Source organism: Gordonia sp. YY1 (genome assembly GCF_009872315.1).
GTDB lineage: Bacteria > Actinomycetota > Actinomycetes > Mycobacteriales > Mycobacteriaceae > Gordonia > Gordonia amicalis.
The window spans coordinates 128,986-147,732 of record NZ_WXYI01000007.1 but is presented as its reverse complement, the minus strand read 5'-3'; the positions used below and the strand labels follow the sequence as shown (position 1 = coordinate 147,732).

Genomic DNA, 18,747 nt, shown 5'->3' with positions numbered 1-18,747 from the left:
GGGAGCGGGGGTTCTGCGTCCTCCGCAAGCTCCGGACGCTCCTCAGGGAGCGGGGGTTCTGCGTCCTCCGCAAGCTCCGGACGCTCCTCAGGGAGCGGGGGTTCTGCGTCCTCCGCAAGCTCCGGACGCTCCTCAGGGAGCGGGGGTTCTGCGCCCTCCGCAAGCTCCGGACGCTCCTCAGGGAGCGGGGGTTCCGCAAGCTCCGAAATTCTCGTCCCCTGAGATGCCTCCGAGGGCAGATTGCCCTTGGACACCGCTGAGCGGGACGAGTTTTCGAACCTCAGGCGAGATCGGCGGGCAATCGACGAGGACGGTCAGCACTAGGTATCGCTTGGCGATACCTAGTGCAGAGCGTGGACCGCAGCGGCGGGTGACCTCGATACGCGGCGCCCTCACTGCGCTCGGTCGTCGCCCCTGCTGCCTGAGGTGCGGCGCTAGACCCGAACCCCCTTGCCGACGGTCACCACGCCACCGGCGCTGACGGAGAAGCGTTCCCGATCGGAGTCGGGGTCGACGCCGAGTTGCTCACCGTCGCCGACGACGACGTTCTTGTCCAGGATCGCCCGGCGGACGACGGCGCCCTTGCCGACGCGTACGCCCGGCATGAGGACACTGCCCTCGACGATTGCACCGTCCTCGACGATGACGTTCGACGACAGCACCGAATTGCGTACGGTCCCAGCCGAGATGATGCAGCCCGAGCCGACCACCGAGTCCTCGGCCACTCCCCCTTGGACGAATTTGGCCGGCGGCAGGTTGTGCGTCTCACCGCGGATCGGCCAGCGACCGTTGTAGAGGTTGAAGATCGGGTGCACCGACACGAGGTCCATGTGTGCCTCGTAGAACGCATCCAGGGTCCCGACGTCGCGCCAGTACCCCTTGTCGCGTTCGGTTGCGCCGGGTACCTCGTTGTCCTTGAAGTCGTAGACATACGCCGTGCCGCGGTCGACGAAGGCCGGGATGATGTCGCCACCCATGTCGTGGTCGGAGTCGGAGTCGGCGGCGTCGGCGCGCAAGGCGTCGACGAGTGCCTCGGTGGTGAACACGTAGTTGCCCATCGAGGCGAAGGTCGAGTCCGGATCATCCGGTGTCCCGGGCGGGTCCGCGGGCTTCTCGAGAAAACGCGTGATCCTGCCGGACGCGTCGGAGTCGATGCACCCGAAGGCGAACGCCTCGGCGCGCGGTACGCGGATGCCGGCGACGGTGACGTCGGCGCCCGATTCGATGTGCGCATCGACCATCTGCGACGGGTCCATGCGGTACACGTGATCGGCACCGAAGACCACGATGTACTCGGGTTGTTCGTCGGTGATGAGGTTCATCGACTGGAAGATGGCGTCGGCGCTGCCGGTGTACCAGCGCGGTCCGAGTCGCTGCTGGGCCGGCACCGGGGTGATGTATTCGCCGTGGAAACCCGACGTCCACCACGTCTGCGAGATGTGCCGGTCCAGCGAATGCGACTTGTATTGTGTCAGCACGCAAATGCGCTCGTATCCGGCGTTGACCAGGTTCGACAGCACGAAGTCGATCAGCCGGTAGGCACCTCCGAAGGGCACCGCGGGCTTGGCCCGGTCGACTGTCAGCGGATAAAGGCGCTTGCCTTCGCCGCCGGCGAGGACGATGCCGAGGACGTGCGGCTGTGATCTCACTCCCCCAACTTAACCGCGATCGGGAGCCTCGGCCAGACGACGGCGCCATCGGATTCGTGGTCGTGTTCGCACAGCGATGGCGAACTGCCCGCGATGCCACTAGCGTCGTCGGTATGAGGGTGGCGATGATGACACGGGAGTACCCGCCCGAGGTGTACGGCGGCGCCGGTGTACACGTCACCGAATTGGTCCGCCATCTACGCGATCTCGCGACCGTGGACGTGCACTGCATGGGTGCCGAACGAGAGACCGCAGCGGTCTATTCACCCGATCCGGGTCTGGCCGGTGCGAATGCGGCGATCACGACACTCTCGGCCGATCTGCGGATGGCCGTCGGCGCCGAGGGCGCCGACGTCGTGCACTCCCACACCTGGTACACCGGACTCGCCGGCCACGTCGCCGGGCAGCTGTACGGCGTCCCGCACATCCTCACGGCGCATTCGCTCGAACCGTCGCGGCCGTGGAAGGCCGAACAACTCGGGGGCGGCTATCGCGTGTCGAGCTGGGTCGAGCGCAACGCAGTCGAATACGCGGATGCGGTGATCGCGGTGAGTTCCGGAATGCGCAACGACGTCTGCAACACTTACCCTCGACTGGACCCCGAACGTGTCCACGTGGTGCGCAACGGCATCGACACCAGCCAGTGGTATCCGGTCGACGATCCGTTCGGGCCGGAGTCGACACTCACCGCGCTCGGCATCGATCCCGACCGCCCGATCGTCGCCTTCGTCGGACGTATCACCAGGCAGAAGGGCGTCGCCCATCTGGTTTCGGCCGCACACCGGTTCGCTCCCGACATCCAGCTCGTGCTCTGTGCCGGAGCACCGGACACCCCGGAGATCGGCGCCGAGATCGAGGCGGCGGTCGGTGAACTGTCGGCATCACGACCGGGTGTGCACTGGGTTCGGGAGATGCTGCCGCTTCCCCGCATCCGCGAGATCCTCACCGCCGCATCGGTCTTCGTGTGCCCGTCGGTGTATGAACCGCTGGGCATCGTGAACCTGGAGGCCATGGCCTGCGCGACCGCCGTGGTGGCGTCGGAGGTCGGGGGCATCCCGGAGGTCGTGCGCGACCACGTCACCGGCCGTCTGGTGCCCTACGACCCGGTCGATCCGCAAGCCTTCGAACACGATCTCGCCCAGACGGTCAACGCGGTCGTCGGCGATCCCGCCGGGGCGGCGGCGATGGGAGTGGCCGGCCGCGAACGGGCCGAGGCCGAATTCTCCTGGGCGACGATTGCCGAACAGACTCTCGGGGTATACCGGTCCGTACTGCGCTGACCGAGCATCTCCGTCCAGCGGGGGTCAGCCCGGCGGGGTCGGGCGGCAGACCGTGACGACCACCGACAGTGTCACATCGACGACGCCTTTCCCCACGAATGCGTCTGCACGTGAGCGGATGTCGGCGTCGTCGGCATGGAAGGCCGACGGGCCCATCGCAACCAGGTCGCCCACGGTCTGGGCGTCGAGTTCGGTGACGGAACGGATCGTCGACGAATCGAGGATCTCGTAGCCGTCGGCGAATGTGGCCTGGAGCCGTTCGGATTTGCCGGAGTCGACGCGCAGCATCCGCATGGGTTCGATGATCTCGGCGAGGTGGTCGGCGGCCGGACTGACGACGACGAGTCCACCGCCCGGGTGCAGTACCCGCGCGAACTCGGCCGCGTTGCGTGGTGCGAACACCGAGAGCGCAACAGTGACAGCGTCATCGGCGACCGGGAGGCCACGCCAGATGTCGGCGACGATCGCCGCGTGGCGTGGGGTGCCGCGGGAGATGGCCCGCGCGCAGAATTTGGAGAGATCGATGCCGAGCCCGCGGGCCTCGACAGACGGCGAGGCGTCGGCGAGTCCGGAGACCGCGGCGCGAAGGTAGTGGCCGCCACCGGCTCCCGCATCGAGTACGACGGGTTTGTCGACGCCGGCACCTAATTCGCGCGTTCGGTCCGCCACCGCGTCGAGGACCGGAGCGAAGAACCCGGCGTCGTGCACCCGCGCGCGGGCCGCGACCATGGCGGCGGTGTCGGCGCGCAACGATCCCGAACGTCCGTCGAGCAGTGAGACATAACCCTGCTTGGCGACGTCGAAGGAGTGACCGTCACCGCAGCGGAGTGTCCCTCCACGCGGCGACGGCCCAGACCCGGCTACAGCCGGGGAAGTCTCGTCGTGCCCGGCCCCCGGGAGACCGGTCTCGAATGGCCCGGCACACACCGGGCATCGAAGCAACTCGACGACGTCGGCGAGATCTCCGTTCAGCCGGTGACCCCGCGGAGTTCTTCACCCAGTGCGGCGGCTTCGTCGGCGGTCAGCTCGACGACGAGGCGACCTCCGCCCTCGATCGGAATCCGGACAACGATTCCACGCCCTTCCTTGGCCGCTTCGAGGGGGCCGTCCCCAGTACGTGGCTTCATTGCCGCCATTCTCAAGCTCCCTTCACAGTGTCCCTGCTTTGAACATGATACGTGTCGTCGTCTCAATCGAATGCGAGTGCGCGACACAAGCGCTGTTCCGGCGTGATCCGGTCATCGGTCGGAGGGTACCGACGGACCTCCTTCGCGGGATGCGGGATTGGGGGTCGGGTCGTCGTAAACCCTCTGCTCCCGGCCGTTCTCGGAGCCGGTGGTGTCGCCCGTTCCGGTCTCGGGAACGCCTGTGGAGCCGTGGGTCACACCTGTCCCGGAGTCGCGCTCCCGGAGACGTGTGATGACCGACCGGAGGTCGTCGACCTCGCGTGCGAGACGCGCCAGCGCCCAATCGACCTCGGACTGCTTGTAGCCCCGCAACGTCTGCGCGAACCGCAGCGCCCGGACGTCGTCGCCACTTATCCCGACCGTCGGCAAACGGGTGAGTGTGGTTTCGGGTTCGACCGGAGGCAGGTCCTCCCCGCGCCCGAAGACGAACCACACGACGGCGAACACTGCCCCGGCGACGAGCGCCATGATCAGCAGGTACAGCAGCAGGGTCTGCATACATTCCATCCTGACAGACCGTCGTCCCGCGGCCCCGCCGGCACCTGGCCGCCTCCGTCCGGCCCGCACAAGCATCCGGCGACACCGCGTCACGCCGAGGGCGTGTCACCGTGTCGCCGGAGTCGGGTGGATCGGCCGGCTAGGAGGCCATCACCTTGGAGCCCATCGAGCGGAGGGTGTTCATCGGCGGACGGTCCTCGAGGTAGACCTCGGTGGTGTGCGGCGTGAACGAGCCGTCGGGCTCGGCGGTGAACTGCGTCAGCCCGACACCGGAGTCCTCGATGCCGCACCGGCGCATGAGCGTGCCCACGATCTGACGGCTCATCACGCCGAGTTCGATCAGCGGACGATTGCGGTGGGTGCGGACGCCGAGGTTCACCTGGCCGATGCCCGCGAGGCCGTAGCGGTCGTAGGTGTCGATGAGGAGTCCGATCTCGACGCCGTAGCCGGGCGCGAACGGCACCGACGACAACATCTCGCGGGTTCCGGCGTATTCGCCGCCGAGCGGTTGCAGGACCGCGGTGAGGTCGGGCTTCTGCGAGGCCAACAGCGGCCGGGCGACGAGTTCGGTGACTCGACCGCCGCCGTTGGCGTCCTGGGTGCCGCCGGTACGCAGCGGACGGCGGTAGTACCCCTTGACGAGGTGGATCTCGGGATTCACCAGAAGCGGGCCGAGCATCTTCGGCACGAACATCGGATCCGGATCGATCAGGTCGGAGTCGACGAAGGCGATGATGTCGCCGGTGGTCGCGGCGATCGAGCGCCACAGCACCTCCCCCTTGCCCTTGACGGGTTCGAGTTCCGGCACCGCCTCTTCGCGGGTGATGACCTGCGCGCCGGCGGCCAGTGCACGTTCGGCGGTGGCGTCGGTGGAGCCCGAGTCCAGGACGATCAGTTCGTCGACGAGCGTGCCGTACAGCGGCATGATCGTGGCGATCACATCGGCGACGGTCTCTTCCTCGTTCAGGGCAGGCAGAACCACCGAGACGGTGCGTCCGCCCTTGGCGGCGACGAGTTCCTCGATGGTCCACTTCGGCTGTTCCCAGGTGTGGGTCGTCGACCACTGCCGCTCGTCCGCGAGCGACTCGGCCGGCGTCGGCCACACGGTGGCCTTGTCACGACTGATGGGGTTACGTCGCTTCTGCTTGGTCATGCAAGTCCCCTGACTGTTCGGGCGGGCGGTCTCGTTCCCGCGATGGCAGCGACCATGTCGACCACGCGACGAGTGGCGGCGACCTCGTGAACGCGAAAAATCCGGGCGCCGTCGGCGGCAGCCAGACTCGTCGCGGCGAGAGTTCCCTCCAACCGTTGCTCTAGATCTGTACCCAGAGTCTCCCCCACAAAATCCTTGTTGCTCAGCGCCATCAGGACCGGCCAGCCTGTATTAACAAGATCTTTCACATGGCGTAACAGAGCGAGCCCGTGGTGAGTGTTCTTGCCAAAATCATGCGTCGGGTCGATAACGATCGCATCTCGATGCACGCCCGCTGCCAGCGCCCGCTCCGCCGCACCGGTCACCTCGGCGAGTACGTCGGCGACCACGGCGTCGACGGAATCGCCGTAGGCGACACGGTGCGGCCGGGTCCGCACGACGGCACCACCGGTGTGGGAACAGACGATCCCGGCTCCCCGTTCGGCCGCCACCGCGACGACCTCGGGGTCGTAGCCGGCCCAGGTGTCGTTGATGAGATCGGCGCCCGCCGCGCACGCCTGGTCGGCGACCTCGCTGCGCCAGGTGTCGACGCTGATCAGCACGTCGGGATGGCGCTCACGAATCCACGAGATCATCGGGACCACGCGGGCAGCCTCGGTGGTCGCGTCGACCTCTTCGCCCGGCCCTGCCTTCACGCCGCCGACGTCGACGATGTCGGCCCCCTCGGCGACCACCTGGTCGACGCGTCGCTGCGCGGCCGTGTCGTCGAAGCTGGCGCCACGGTCGTAGAAGGAGTCGGGCGTGCGGTTGACGATCGCCATGACCAACGCGCGGTCGGTGGCCACCGGACGACCGCACAGGGTCGGCGAAACGGTCATCCCTTGGGAACCTTGGCGGCCGCCACTTCGTCGGCGTAGTCCTCGTAGTACTCCACGTAACCCTTCTCCTTGCCGAGCAGGACATAGACCTGTCCGGCGTCGGCATCGGCCTCCGCGTAGCCCTCCTTGCGGAGCTCGACCTTGCGGTTCTTGAAGGTGGAGGTCCGCTCGAAGTCGTCGACGATCCGCACGAACAGCGGGACCGCATACGACGGCAGCTCCTCGTAGAGGTGTTCGGCGAGACGCTTGGGGTCGAGGTCGGCGCCCTCGCGCAGCTTCACGGCCGCCATCCCCGCGCGACCGTCCGTGCCGGGCACCTCGACACCGTAGACCACCGACTGGGCGACCGCGTCGTAGGAGTCGACCGCACCCTCGACCTCGGTGGTGGCCACGTTCTCACCCTTCCAGCGGAACGTGTCGCCGAGCCGGTCGACGAAGGAGATGTGCGCGAAGCCCTGGTCGCGGACGAGGTCACCCGAGTTGAAATACGCGTCGCCCTTCTTGAAGGCGTCCCGAACGATCTTCTTCTCGGTCTCCTCTTCGTCGGTGTAGCCGTCGATCGGTACCCGGTCGGAGATCTGCGCGAGCAGCAGACCGGTGCCGCCCTTGCCCACCTCGGTGAGCCGCCCGTCGTCGTTGCGCTTGGGGTTGCCCTCATCGTCGTACTCGACGATCTTGTACGGCAGCGGGCAGAACCCGGCCGTCTTGTCGACGGTGAAGGCGTTGACGAAGGCCAGGTTGAGCTCGCTGGCGCCGTAGAACTCGACGACGCGGTCCACACCGAACCGCTCGCGGAACTCGTCCCAGATGTCGGGCCGCATCCCGTTGCCGACCACGGTGTGAACCGAGTGCTGCCGGTCGGTGGGCTTCTCCGGCTGCGCCAGCAGATAGCGACACAACTCGCCGATGTAGCAGAAGGCGGTGGCGCGGTTGAGGATCACGTCGTCCCAGAACTTCGACGCCGAGAACGAGCGGCCGACCGCGATGCACGCACCCGATGCGAGCACCGACGACAGCGACACCGACAAGGCGTTGTTGTGATAGAGCGGCAGCGGCACGTACATGGTGTCGCTGTGGCGTAGTCGAACCGCGAGACCACCGATGCCGGAGAGGCTCGCCAGCCAGCGGTTGTGGCTCATCACGCTGGCCTTGGGCATTCCGGTGGTCCCCGAGGTGAAGATGTAGAAGGCCTTGGTCGACGCCGGCAGCTGCGCGGTGATCTCCGGGTCGGAGTCCGGTTTGCCCTCCGCGGCCGCATCGAACTGGGCGAAGTCGTAGACGTGTTCGGGCAGCACCGATTCCGGGATCGACTCGAAGGCCTCGGCGCAGTCCGGATCGTGGACGAGCACCTGGGCGTCGAGCAGCCCGACCGAGTGTTCGAGGACGTGACCGCGCTGGTTGTAGTTGAGCATCCCGGCGATCGCGCCGAGTTTCACCGTCGCCAGCATCAGCAACAGATCGGTGGCGTTGTTCTTGGAGAGCAGCGCCACCACGTCACCCTTGCCGACGCCCGCCTCGGAAAGGACTGCGGCGTAACGGTTCACACGGCGATTGGCTTCGCCGTAGGTGGTCGTGCGTCCCTCGAAACGGACGAACGGGCGGTCCGGATGCGCAGCCGCGTGCTTCTGGAACACCGATCCGATGGTCTTCTTGGCCTCCGGTGGCCGACGGATCAGGCCCGGTGCGTGCTTGATCATCCCGCTCGCGTGTGGCGCCATCTTCACCACTCCGCGGAGGAGATCCACGACGCCGACGGTCTTGACCGCATCCTTGGTCGAACCGTTCGTCGTGCCTGTCTGGACGTCCTTGCGCTGGGTGTCTGGGGACATGTGGGCTCCGCTCTCCGCTGGGCGTCGTGAGTGCCCCGCGCACTCACCGGGCTACCTTACCGGCCGGTAGGAAGTTCTACCGCTGTGTCGCCAACTCGATCGCCTCGTCGATCGATGCCGTGACCAGCAGCCGGTCCAGCGATCGCCGGGAGACGAACCCGGTTGTCGACAACTCTCGCAGCCAGCCCAGGAGCGGCGCGTAGAAATCGAAAGGATCGAGCAGAACCACCGGCTTGTCGTGCATCCCGAGGTAGCCGCCCGTCCAGGTCTCGAACAGCTCCTCCAGTGTTCCGATACCCCCGGGAAGCGTGATGAAACCATCCGCGCGCTCATCCATGAGGCGCTTGCGCTCGCGCATGGTCTCGGTGATGACGAGTTCGTCGGACCCGAGATCGGCGACTTCGCGCTGGATCAGCGCCTTCGGGATGATCCCGATCGTGGTGCCGCCCTCCGCGCGCGCCCCGGTGACGAGCGCGCCCATCATCGAGACATTGCCACCGCCGGACACGACCGAGTGGCCGGCACGCGCGATCGCCGCGCCCACCTCGGAAGCGAGGTCGAGGAAGCGTTGCTCGACGGGACCGGACGCACAGTAGACACAGACGGCACTCACCGGGCAATCGTGCCATCGGCGCCGGGCTGTTTCGCGCCGGGCTGGGTGGGAGCGGCCGCCTCGATCGCCGCGACGACGTCGTCGGGGTCATCGACGACGGTCAGGAGGTCGAGGTCCTCGGGAGAGATCATCCCGCGCGCGGCCAGGACGTCGCGCATCCAGTCGAGCAACCCACCCCAGAAATCACGGCCCACCAGGACGATCGGGAATCGCACGACCTTCTTCGTCTGCACCAGGGTGAGCGCCTCGAAGAGTTCGTCGAGCGTGCCCATCCCGCCGGGCAGGCAGACGAAGGCCTGCGCGTACTTCACGAACATGGTCTTGCGCACGAAGAAGTAGCGGAAGTTCATGCCGAGGTCGACCCACGGGTTGAGGTCCTGCTCGAAGGGCAGCTCGATGTTGAGGCCGATCGACTGGGCGCCCGCCTCGTGCGCACCCTGGTTGGCCGCCCGCATCACACCGGGCCCGCCCCCGGTGATGACGGCATAGCCCGCCTCCCCGAGCGCACGTCCGACCCGCACGCCGAGTGCGTACTCCGGCGATTCGGGCGCGAGACGCGCCGACCCGAAGACCGTCACCGCCTCCGCGACCTCGCTCATGGCGTCGAAGCCCGCGACGAACTCCGACTGGATGCGCAGCACCCGCCAGGAATCGCGCATCGTGCGTTCGGCGCGACGGTTCTCGTCGCGCGGGTCGATCCACTCGAGGAGTCGCCGGTCCGTCGTCTTGCCGCGCTGCTTCGGGCGAACGCGGATGGGTCCGACGTAGTAGACGTCGTCGGCGGCGGGATCGGACGCGGACGATTCCGGATTGGTCGACATGCGGCTCACGCTAGCAGCGGGCCGATCCACCCCCGCCCGGCGTCGGGCGGCTCAGGACAGATAGCTGCGCAGCAGGTCGGTGACCATGCGGATCTGCTCGACCGGAACCCGTTCGTCGACGCGGTGGGCGAGGTTGGGGTCGCCGGGTCCGAGGTTCACCGCCGGGATGCCGAGTGCGGAGAACCTCGAGACGTCGGTCCAGCCGTACTTGGCCCGGAAGCGCCCCTGAGCGGCCTCGACCAGCGCGGCCGCCGCCGGGTGCGCCAGGCCGGGGAGTGCACCGGCCGCCGCGTCGGTGACCTCGAGGGTGACCGTGCCATCGGCGAGGTCGGTCGCGAAGACCTCGCGCACGTGGTCGAGGGCTTGTTCGACGGAACGGTCGGGGGCGAAGCGGAAGTTCACGTCGACGTGCGCAGCATCGGGGATCACGTTGCCCGCGACACCGCCGCCGAGCCCGACCGCCGAGAGTCCCTCGCGGTATTCGCACCCCTCGATGTCGACGCGACGAGCCTCGTATGCGGCGAGCTTCGTCAACACTCCCCCGAGTTTGTGGATCGCGTTGTCACCCATCCACGAGCGGGCCGAATGCGATCGAGTACCCGAGGTGGACAGTCGAACCCGAAGCGTCCCCTGGCATCCCGCCTCGATCAGACCGGCGGTGGGTTCGCCGAGGATGGCGACGTCGCCGGCGAGCCATTCGGGCAGCTCACGTTCGATGTCGTTGAGGCCGTTGAACTCGGCAGCGATCTCCTCGCAGTCGTAGAAGATCAGCGTCAGGTCGTGCGCGGGTTCGTCGAGCGTCGCGGCAAGGTGCAGGAACACCGCGTCGCCCGACTTCATGTCGACGGTGCCGCACCCGTGCAGGACGTCGCCCTCCTCGGGATGCGTCTCCCGACGCGACGGCAGGTTGCCGGCCACCGGCACGGTGTCGAGGTGCCCGGCGAGGATGACACGCTGGGCGCGACCACGATCGGTACGGGCCAGCACGCGATTTCCGTGCCGAAGGATCTCGAAGCCCGTCGTCTGCTCCCGCAGTGCCGCTTCCACCGCATCGGCGATCGCCGTCTCGTTGCGTGACTCGCTCTCGATGTCGACGAGGGCGGCGGTCAGTTCGACGGGATCGGCGGCGAGGTCGAGTGCGGTGCTCACGCAGATACGTTAGCGGGGTCAGTCGGCGGGCGGTGAGGTCAGTTCGGCGGCGCCGAAGGAGACGCTGAACTTCACGCACCACAGGAACACCGCGGGATAGGCGTCGAGGTCGACATCGGCGGGGATCTCGTAGACCTGGTTGCCCTTGTTGCCCTTGATCATCCCGAGATCGACGTGGGGCGGGTCGGCCGCGGCTCGCCAACCGCCGAGGCCTTCGACGACCTCGGCCTGCGACAGCCAGACGTGGACATCGGGTCCGGTGGTGGTGTCGAGGTCCTCGATGGCGAGAACCCGCGAGCCGTCCGGCTTCTCGATGATCGACACGGTTCCGGAGGTGGAGTGCTCGTGGCTGATGAATCGTCCCCGTGACACCAGGACCGGCGCGACCGGCGGCGGCTGACCGACCTGCGAGGTGGACGGCGTCACGGCGACCGGGATCTCGTCGTCGACCTCGGTGTCTACGAAGATCAGCCACGGCTGGAAGATCACCGCCGCGACCGCGACGCCGACGACGACCACGAACCCCACGCCACCGAGTACCCAGGGCAGGCGGCGTCTGCGCCGGGGGCGGGTGGGAAAGGTCGGTCGTGGCCGGTCATGGCTGCGACGATACGAGCGGTGAACACGCTCCCACCAGGACTTTGAGCCATTCGGATGACGCCGCGCACCGAGTGCCGCGATGCCTGGACGACCGGTGGGCGGCGGGAGTCGCCGTCGTCGATCACCTAGACTGACGAGTCGTGACAACTACTGGCGCACACGCAACTGGCATCGCAACCGTGATCGACGGGGGGTCGACCCCAGGAGTCGTGCTCGACGTCTGGTTCCCCGCACCCGAACTCGACGGCGTCGAGACCGCCGAGACCGTCGTCCTCGACGAGGAATCGACGCCGTCCGAACTGCGCGACCTGGTGGGTGTCGACGAGGCCCGCGGCGTCCGGACCATCGCGGTTCGCACCGGCATCGCCGACCTGTCCGCCGCCCCGGTCGACGCCTACGACGTGTACCTCCGACTGCACCTGCTCTCCCACCGGCTCATCGAGCCGCACGGCGCGAACCTCGAGGGCATCTTCGGGATGCTCACGAATGTCGTCTGGACCAACCACGGCCCGTGCGCGGTCGAGGACTTCGAGTCGGTGCGCGCCAAGCTGCGCGCCCGCGGCCCGGTCACCGTGTACTCCATCGACAAGTTCCCGCGCATGGTCGATTACGTCGTCCCCGGCGGAGTCCGCATCGGTGACGCCGACCGTGTCCGGCTCGGCGCCCACCTGGCCGCCGGTACCACCGTGATGCACGAGGGCTTCGTCAACTTCAACGCCGGCACCCTCGGGTCGTCGATGGTCGAAGGTCGCATCTCGGCCGGCGTGGTCGTCGGCGACGGCTCCGACATCGGCGGCGGCGCGTCGACGATGGGCACCCTCTCCGGCGGCGGCAAGGAGATCATCTCGCTCGGCAAGCGCTGCCTGCTCGGCGCGAACGCCGGTTGCGGCATCCCGCTCGGCGACGATTGCGTCATCGAGGCCGGGCTGTACGTCACCGCCGGCACCAAGGTGACCGGCCCCGACGGCACCCAGATCAAGGCGCGTGACCTCTCGGGTCAGTCGAATCTGCTGTTCCGGCGCAACAGCCTGACCGGCGCGGTCGAGGTCGTGCCGTGGAAGGGCGACGGCATCGCACTCAACGAGGCGCTGCACAAGCACAACTGAGGTTCCACAAACCCACCACTCATGGAGAAACCCAGCACCCATCGGGTGCTGGGTTTCTCCGTTTGTGGTGGGTTTACGCGGTGAGTCGCGCGGCCGCGGCCGCGATGCGCTCGTCGGAGGCGGTGAGCGCCATGCGGACGTGCTTCTGCCCTGCCGGACCATAGAAATCACCGGGCGCACAGAGGATTCCGCGTTCGGCGAGCCAGGCGACGGTGTCGCGGCACGGCTCGTCACGGGTGGTCCAGAGGTAGAGGCCCGCCTCGGAATGGTCGATGCGGAACCCGGCCGCCTCGACCGCGGCCAGCAACGTACGACGACGATCCGCGTAGCGCGCACGCTGTTCGTCGACGTGCGCGTCGTCGCGGAGGGCTGCGGTCATGGCCCCCTGGATCGGGAACGGCAGCATCAAGCCGGCGTGCTTGCGCACCGCGAGGAGTTCGGCGATGAGCTCGGGGTCACCGGCGAAGTAGCCGGCACGGTACGACGCGAGGTTGGAGATCTTCGACAGCGAGTGCACGGCCAACAGACCGGTGTGGTCGCCGTCGCACACCCGCGGGTCGAGGATCGACAGCGGTTCGCCCTCCCAGCTCAAGCCGAGGTAGCACTCGTCGGACACCACGACGGTGCCGCGTTCGCGTGCCCATCCGACGACCTTGCGCAGGTGGTCGACGCCGAGGATCTTGCCCGTCGGGTTCGACGGCGAGTTGATGAACATCAGCGCGGGCTTCGACGGCCCCAGCGCGACGGTCGAATCCGCGCGCACCGGCCGAGCACCGGACAGCAGCGCACTCACCTCGTAGGTAGGGTAAGCCACCTCTGGGATCACGACCTCGTCCCCCGGTCCCAGGCCGAGGGTCGATGCCAGGCCGGCGATCGCCTCCTTGGTGCCGATCACCGGGAGGATGCCCGACTCGTCGAGCCCGGTGACACCGTGACGCCGCGTCAGCGACTCGGCAGCGGCCTCACGGAGCTCGGTGGTGCCGATGGTGGTCGGGTACCCAGGGAAGCCGGAGGCGTCGGCCAGCGCGTCCCGGATGAGCGCCGGCACCGGATCCACCGGCGTGCCGACCGACAGGTCGACGATGCCGTCGGGATGGGACTGCGCCGTGGCTTTCGCACCCGCGAGGGTGTCCCACGGGAAATCGGGCAGCCGACCGCTCACGCGCGTCGACGACACGCGGAGCGGCGCTGCTGCGCGGGAAATGGGTGTGCTCACTGCGGGCCGCTCTGTCTTCTTCGTACTGTCTGTCTGCGTCGTACCGTCGGTCTTCGTCGGCTGTCAGTCTTCTTGGTTCATCGGCGGCAGGCCCTTGATGAAGGCCGGGTCGGCATCGGTCTTGCCGACCTTGCTGGCGCCACCGGGCGAGCCGAGGTCGTCGAAGAAGTCGGCGTTCGCGCTGACGTAGGGCTCCCACTCATCCGGGACATCGTCCTCGTAGAAGATCGCCTCGACCGGGCACACCGGTTCGCACGCACCACAGTCGACGCACTCATCCGGCTGGATGTAGAGCATGCGCTCACCCTCGTAGATGCAGTCGACGGGGCATTCCTCCACGCAAGCCTTGTCCAGGACGTCGACGCAAGGCTCCGCGATGATGTAGGTCACCACTCACTCCTTCGCTAGGGAAGATCGTTGTCGGCGCGACAGGGTGAGCAGCTCGGCGTCGAACGACTCTCCGGCGTCGGCGCCGGCGCGATCCGAGGGCTGGTCGAATCGCATCCCACAGTATCCGCTGCGGTGGTGTCCACGACGAAATCGGCCCCCGGCTCCAAGACATGCAGAAGGCCTTGCTGTAACGAGGATCACATCGATGACCGGGTGCCCACCGGCGTGACGGGCGACTTTCGCTCAGGGTGCCGACAATTCTCGACTCCGGCCGAGGCGTCGGGCATTCTCGGCGGCATGATCGTCGTGTCGAATCCGGTCGCGGTAGACCGTCCCCGTTCCGGCCGATGGGCCGTTCCGGGACTCGAACCGACCTCGCGGTCGATGTGTATGTGCTGTCGCTGACCTGATCAGCCCCGACCCACACATCCACTCCCCTCTCAAGGATCTGCCATGACCTCGACCCTGGCTCGCACCTCGATCGCCGCTTCCCCACCGAAGAACGTCACCCCGAGCACCCGAGGCCCGGTGACCGCGATCGCGCCGCGGACACGAACCCACCTGCCGACGCACCTGCGGCCGGCCGACCTTCTCCGCATCACCGACCAGGGGGTGGCCGATGTGCTCGACGGCCGTCACGACACCCTTCTCCCGGCCGAGTGGGACACCACCCACCGATGGTCGACGCGCCTGTATGCGGACGACGACCTCGACCTGTGGCTCATCAGCTGGACTCCCGGGGAGGCCACCGAACTCCACGACCATGCCGGCTCCCTCGGTGCGCTGACCGTCCTGTCGGGGTCCTTGCGGGAGTACCACTGGACGGGAGACGATCTGGCCGTGCGCGTTCTCGATGCCGGCGACCAGGCCGCCTTCCCGCTCGGATGGGTGCACGACGTCGTGAAGAACCCGACGGTCGAGGTGACCGGCCCGACGCTGAGTGTGCACGCCTATTCGCCGCCGCTGACCGCAATGTCGTACTACGAGGTGGCCGACGCCGGCCACCTGCGTCGTACCCGCACGGTCCTGACCGACGAACCCGAATGAGCGACAAGCCCGCTCCGCGCACCATCGACGACGTCCTCGCCGCGGCCCGCGAACGTATCGAACGGATCGACGCCGCATCGGTGCCCGACGAACTCGCGGCCGGCGCCGTCCTCGTCGACATCCGACCGGCGGCCCAGCGCGCCGCGGAGGGCGAGGCCCAGGGGTCACTGGTCATCGAGCGCAACGTCCTCGAATGGCGATGCGACCCGGCCAGCGACGCACGCATCCCCCAAGCCGTCGACCACGATGTGCGGTGGATCATCCTGTGCCAGCAGGGTTACACGTCGAGTCTGGCGGCCGCGGCGCTTCACGACCTCGGATTGCATCGCGCGACCGATGTGATCGGCGGTTACGAGGCGCTCGCACCCGTGCTCGGCTGATGCCGACACGGCTCGATCGCGACTCCTCCAGCGAGGGAAGTCATCGCCACTTCGCGGCCGGAACCGCTGATCAGGAGCCCTTCTGCCCAGAGGTGGCGATCTCGCGGGGGGTCTAGGCCACCGCGGGCCACGGACGCGGCACCGGGCACGTGTCGACGGCGAGGCCGGTCGACGGGTCGGCGAGCGCGGACACATGGTGTGCGAGTGCCGGGTCGATCCAGTTCGCGGCGTCGAGCACATACGTCGGCTGCGCCGTGATCCGTTCGGTGAGAACGAAATCCGACTCGGCGGTACGGGCGGCCAGTGCATCCAGATTCGGCCAGGGACGTTCGGGGTTCACGTGGTCGGGGGTAAGCGGCGACACCCCACCCCAGTCGTCGATGCCGGAGGCGATGAGCGCGGCACACTCGGCCGGCGACACCAGGTTCGGCGGCGCCTGCACCCGCATGTGCGGTCCGAGGACGATGCGCGCCACGGCGACCGCCGCGAGGAACTCGGTCATCTCCGCGTCGGGGGTGGATCGCATCGCAGTGTCGGGTTTGGCCCGGAAGTTCTGCACGATCACCTCCTGGATGTGACCGCCCGCGGCGTGCACCTTCGCGATGGCGAGCAGGGATTCGGCTCGCTCGTACAGTGATTCGCCGATCCCGACGAGGATGCCGGTCGTGAACGGGACCCGCGCGGTCCCGGCGTCGCGCAGCACCTGCATCCGGACCAGCGGGTCCTTGTCCGGGCTGCCGTAGTGCGGTTGCCCCTTCTCGGTGTACAGACGGCGCGACGTGGTCTCGAGCATCATGCCCATCGACGGGGCCACCGGACGCAGACGCAGGATCTCCTCGAGGCTCATCACCCCGGGATTCAGATGTGGCAGCAGGCCGGTCTCGGTCAGCACGGCCACGGCGGCCGCGCGGACGTAGTCGAGGGTCGACGAATAGCCGCGCGCGGCAAGCCATTCGCGCGCCTCGGGCCACCGGTCCTCGGGACGGTCACCGAGCGTGAACAACGCCTCTTTGCAGCCGAGTTCGGCACCCCGACGGGCGAGGTCGACGACCTCGTCGAGTTCGAGGTACAACCCCTCACCCGCGCGGGCGAGTTTGCCGGGCACCGTCACGAACGTGCAGTAATGACACCGGTCCCGGCACAGCCGGGTCAGCGGGATGAACACCTTGCGCGAGTACGTGACCTGGCGCGAACGCCCGACCGCGTCGAGCCCCTCGTCGCGAATCGCACCGGCGATTGCCTGCAGGCGGACGAGATCCGCACCCGCACAAGACAACAGCGTGACCGCCTGGTCGATGTCGATGGACTCGCGGGCCTCGGCAGCGGCCAGGGCGGCATCGATCGCCTCACGTGAAGGACGTTCCGCGGCAGGATGTTCCACAGCCTTGGCCCGCACCGTGGGGATGCTGAGGTCGGTCATCGTTCCCCTTCCGAAGGATCACGACTGGTCAGGTACGGCGCGGGGTCGAAGGTCCCGTTGCGTTCGCGGAACGACGCCGCGGTGCCCGGCCAGAGCAGCGTGAGACGTCCGCTGTCCGGGTCGACATACCAACTGTCGCAACCGGTCAGCCACACGGTCGACGCACTGCGCTCGTCGATCTCGCGAGTGTAGGCGGCCTCGGCCTCGGGCGAGACCTCCAACGCCCCCACATCACTGTCCCCGAGGAACTCCAGAGCGCCGAGCACATAGTCGAGCTGCGTCTCGATCATGTAGATCGCCGAGTTGTGGCCGAGCGCCGCATTCGGCCCGTCGAGGACGAACATGTTGGGGAATCCGCTGACGACGGTCGACGCGTACGAGGTCATCCCCGACGACCAGTGCTCGGACAAGCGAAGTCCCGCCCGGCCGACGACGCGGCTCGCCGCGGGCGGCCGCGCGGACTCGAAACCCGTTGCCATCACGAGGACGTCGAGGTCGAAGGTGCGTCCGCTGCGTGCGGTGGCCTTCGATTCGGTGACGGAATCAAGCGCACTCGGCTCGAAGACCACGTTCGGCCGCTGCAGCGACGGATAGAAGTCGTCGCTGAGCAGGATTCTCTTGCATCCGATCTCGTAGTCGGGCGTCAGGAGCTCACGCAACATCGGATCGTCGACCTGACGGTGGAGGTGGTCGCGGGCCCGCGCCCGGATCTCGTCGATGTCGGGATGCAGGCCCAGTCGCTGCCGGAACGCGCCGTCGGCCTCGGTGAGAAGCTGGTGGCGGACCTCGCCGGCGACCTCCGGATCGAGCAGGGCGGCACGTTCCTCAGCGGTGTAGCGGCGGTCCTCCCGCGGCACCACGTAGGGAGCGGTCCGGCAGAACACGACGAGCTCTTCGGCGGCGTCGGCCAGGTGCGGGACGAGCTGCACCGCCGACGCACCGGTGCCCACGACACCGACCCGGGCCCCGTCGACGGCGACGTCGTCGTGCCAGGCCGCGGTGTGGACGACCTGACCGGGGAACCCCCCGAGACCCTCGATGTCGGGGATCCTGGCCTCGGACAAACGGCCGACGGCGAGGACGAGCGTCCGCGCACGAAACGTCCGGCCGGAGCCGTCCGCGCCGGCCGCGGTGATCATCCAGCCGGCTGCAGCCTCGTCCCAGGTCGCCTGCCGCAGTTCGCAGTTCAGTAGAATGTGCTCGGCGAGACCCTCGTCGGCGACGGTCTGTTCGAGATAGTCACGGATCTCGCGGCCGCTCGGATACCGCGACGCCCAGTCGGCCGGTGGGCGGAACGAGAACGAGTACAGATGCGCGGGGATGTCACACGCGATGCCGGGGTAGACGTTGTCGCGCCAGGTACCGCCCACTGCGTCGGCCCGCTCGAGGACGACGAAGGACTCGCGGCCGCGACGGGCGAGCTGCGTGGCCATGCCGAGGCCGGCGAAGCCGGCACCGACGATGGCGACGTCGACGTCGTGCACCCCGTCGTTGTCGTCCACCCGGTCACCCCCCTGCGTCGCCGTTCCCG

At 68.0% G+C, this 18,747-nt stretch carries 20 protein-coding genes; 5 read left to right on the top strand and 15 right to left on the bottom strand.

From position 1 onward, the window contains the following. Positions 1-260, top strand: a 260-nt coding sequence (locus BPODLACK_RS23560; RefSeq protein WP_236577662.1) for a hypothetical protein, incomplete at its 5' end; no start/stop codon positions are given. Between the two features lie 174 nt (positions 261-434). Here the strand turns inward: BPODLACK_RS23560 and glgC are convergent. Then, positions 435-1,649, bottom strand: coding sequence for a glucose-1-phosphate adenylyltransferase (gene glgC / locus BPODLACK_RS11860; RefSeq protein ID WP_159405371.1), 1,215 nt, complete (start codon positions 1,647-1,649; stop codon positions 435-437). 113 nt (positions 1,650-1,762) lie between these two features. On the opposite strand from glgC, the gene glgA reads away from it, so the two are divergent. Further along, complete coding sequence (gene glgA / locus BPODLACK_RS11855) at positions 1,763-2,929, top strand: glycogen synthase (protein ID WP_198362468.1); 1,167 nt, start codon at positions 1,763-1,765, stop codon at positions 2,927-2,929. A 24-nt stretch (positions 2,930-2,953) separates the two neighbouring features. Here the strand turns inward: glgA and BPODLACK_RS11850 are convergent, their stop codons facing one another. The 10 genes from BPODLACK_RS11850 to BPODLACK_RS11805 form a co-directional block, all read right to left on the bottom strand. After that, positions 2,954-3,856 carry a putative RNA methyltransferase gene (locus tag BPODLACK_RS11850; RefSeq protein ID WP_191834457.1) on the bottom strand — a complete coding sequence of 301 codons (903 nt, stop codon included), beginning with the start codon at positions 3,854-3,856 and terminating at the stop codon, positions 2,954-2,956. A 41-nt stretch (positions 3,857-3,897) separates the two neighbouring features. Further along, positions 3,898-4,065 (bottom strand): DUF3117 domain-containing protein, encoded by a 168-nt coding sequence (locus BPODLACK_RS11845; protein WP_004019232.1) that lies wholly within the window; start codon positions 4,063-4,065, stop codon positions 3,898-3,900. 102 nt (positions 4,066-4,167) lie between these two features. After that, positions 4,168-4,614, bottom strand: coding sequence for a DivIVA domain-containing protein (locus tag BPODLACK_RS11840; protein WP_024499000.1), 447 nt, complete (start codon positions 4,612-4,614; stop codon positions 4,168-4,170). Positions 4,615-4,753: 139 nt separating this feature from the next. Next, entirely contained in the window at positions 4,754-5,767 is a 1,014-nt protein-coding gene (locus BPODLACK_RS11835; RefSeq protein ID WP_024499001.1) for a glucosyl-3-phosphoglycerate synthase, read from the bottom strand. Further along, positions 5,764-6,645, bottom strand: coding sequence for a dihydropteroate synthase (gene folP, locus BPODLACK_RS11830; RefSeq protein ID WP_024499002.1), 882 nt, complete (start codon positions 6,643-6,645; stop codon positions 5,764-5,766). Before folP ends, BPODLACK_RS11835 begins: the two co-directional genes overlap by 4 nt. Next, entirely contained in the window at positions 6,642-8,474 is a 1,833-nt protein-coding gene (locus tag BPODLACK_RS11825; protein WP_024499003.1) for a long-chain-acyl-CoA synthetase, read from the bottom strand. The genes folP and BPODLACK_RS11825 overlap by 4 nt, the downstream gene beginning before the upstream one ends. A gap of 76 nt (positions 8,475-8,550) precedes the next feature. Further along, entirely contained in the window at positions 8,551-9,087 is a 537-nt protein-coding gene (locus BPODLACK_RS11820) for a TIGR00730 family Rossman fold protein (protein WP_024499004.1), read from the bottom strand. Then, complete coding sequence (locus BPODLACK_RS11815) at positions 9,084-9,908, bottom strand: TIGR00730 family Rossman fold protein (RefSeq protein WP_006435999.1); 825 nt, start codon at positions 9,906-9,908, stop codon at positions 9,084-9,086. Before BPODLACK_RS11815 ends, BPODLACK_RS11820 begins: the two co-directional genes overlap by 4 nt. A gap of 51 nt (positions 9,909-9,959) precedes the next feature. Continuing rightward, a complete protein-coding gene (gene dapE / locus BPODLACK_RS11810) occupies positions 9,960-11,057 on the bottom strand; it encodes a succinyl-diaminopimelate desuccinylase (RefSeq protein WP_159405370.1) in 1,098 nt (365 codons plus the stop codon). Positions 11,058-11,075: 18 nt separating this feature from the next. Beyond that, complete coding sequence (locus BPODLACK_RS11805) at positions 11,076-11,585, bottom strand: DM13 domain-containing protein (protein ID WP_191834460.1); 510 nt, start codon at positions 11,583-11,585, stop codon at positions 11,076-11,078. 212 nt (positions 11,586-11,797) lie between these two features. On the opposite strand from BPODLACK_RS11805, the gene dapD reads away from it, so the two are divergent. Continuing rightward, a complete protein-coding gene (dapD, locus tag BPODLACK_RS11800) occupies positions 11,798-12,763 on the top strand; it encodes a 2,3,4,5-tetrahydropyridine-2,6-dicarboxylate N-succinyltransferase (RefSeq protein WP_159405369.1) in 966 nt (321 codons plus the stop codon). A 73-nt stretch (positions 12,764-12,836) separates the two neighbouring features. Here dapD and dapC read toward each other — a convergent pair whose 3' ends face one another. Together dapC and fdxA are read right to left on the bottom strand one after the other, a co-directional pair. After that, positions 12,837-13,979, bottom strand: coding sequence for a succinyldiaminopimelate transaminase (gene dapC, locus BPODLACK_RS11795; protein ID WP_159405368.1), 1,143 nt, complete (start codon positions 13,977-13,979; stop codon positions 12,837-12,839). A 63-nt stretch (positions 13,980-14,042) separates the two neighbouring features. Continuing rightward, a complete protein-coding gene (gene fdxA, locus BPODLACK_RS11790; protein ID WP_024499009.1) occupies positions 14,043-14,372 on the bottom strand; it encodes a ferredoxin in 330 nt (109 codons plus the stop codon). Between the two features lie 450 nt (positions 14,373-14,822). On the opposite strand from fdxA, the gene BPODLACK_RS11785 reads away from it, so the two are divergent. Further along, on the top strand, positions 14,823-15,416 hold the full coding sequence (locus BPODLACK_RS11785) for a cysteine dioxygenase (protein WP_159405367.1): 594 nt from the start codon (positions 14,823-14,825) through the stop codon (positions 15,414-15,416). After that, entirely contained in the window at positions 15,413-15,796 is a 384-nt protein-coding gene (locus tag BPODLACK_RS11780) for a rhodanese-like domain-containing protein (RefSeq protein WP_024499012.1), read from the top strand. The genes BPODLACK_RS11785 and BPODLACK_RS11780 overlap by 4 nt, the downstream gene beginning before the upstream one ends. Before the next feature lie 112 nt (positions 15,797-15,908). Here BPODLACK_RS11780 and cofG read toward each other — a convergent pair whose 3' ends face one another. After that, positions 15,909-17,216 carry a 7,8-didemethyl-8-hydroxy-5-deazariboflavin synthase CofG gene (gene cofG, locus BPODLACK_RS11775; protein ID WP_159405366.1) on the bottom strand — a complete coding sequence of 436 codons (1,308 nt, stop codon included), beginning with the start codon at positions 17,214-17,216 and terminating at the stop codon, positions 15,909-15,911. Continuing rightward, a complete protein-coding gene (locus BPODLACK_RS11770) occupies positions 17,213-18,649 on the bottom strand; it encodes a flavin-containing monooxygenase (RefSeq protein WP_236577663.1) in 1,437 nt (478 codons plus the stop codon). Before BPODLACK_RS11770 ends, cofG begins: the two co-directional genes overlap by 4 nt. Between the last annotated feature and the right edge of the window lie 98 nt (positions 18,650-18,747).

Coding starts and splice junctions, on each gene's coding strand:
- BPODLACK_RS11845 (WP_004019232.1), bottom strand. CDS start 4,065: ATGGCGGCAATGAAGCCACGTACTGGGGACGGCCCCCTCGAAGCGGCC.
- BPODLACK_RS11815 (WP_006435999.1), bottom strand. CDS start 9,908: ATGTCGACCAATCCGGAATCGTCCGCGTCCGATCCCGCCGCCGACGAC.
- cofG (WP_159405366.1), bottom strand. CDS start 17,216: ATGACCGACCTCAGCATCCCCACGGTGCGGGCCAAGGCTGTGGAACAT.
- folP (WP_024499002.1), bottom strand. CDS start 6,645: ATGACCGTTTCGCCGACCCTGTGCGGTCGTCCGGTGGCCACCGACCGC.
- glgA (WP_198362468.1), top strand. CDS start 1,763: ATGAGGGTGGCGATGATGACACGGGAGTACCCGCCCGAGGTGTACGGC.
- BPODLACK_RS11825 (WP_024499003.1), bottom strand. CDS start 8,474: ATGTCCCCAGACACCCAGCGCAAGGACGTCCAGACAGGCACGACGAAC.
- BPODLACK_RS11780 (WP_024499012.1), top strand. CDS start 15,413: ATGAGCGACAAGCCCGCTCCGCGCACCATCGACGACGTCCTCGCCGCG.
- BPODLACK_RS11840 (WP_024499000.1), bottom strand. CDS start 4,614: ATGCAGACCCTGCTGCTGTACCTGCTGATCATGGCGCTCGTCGCCGGG.
- BPODLACK_RS11770 (WP_236577663.1), bottom strand. CDS start 18,649: ATGGCCACGCAGCTCGCCCGTCGCGGCCGCGAGTCCTTCGTCGTCCTC.
- BPODLACK_RS11835 (WP_024499001.1), bottom strand. CDS start 5,767: ATGACCAAGCAGAAGCGACGTAACCCCATCAGTCGTGACAAGGCCACC.
- BPODLACK_RS11785 (WP_159405367.1), top strand. CDS start 14,823: ATGACCTCGACCCTGGCTCGCACCTCGATCGCCGCTTCCCCACCGAAG.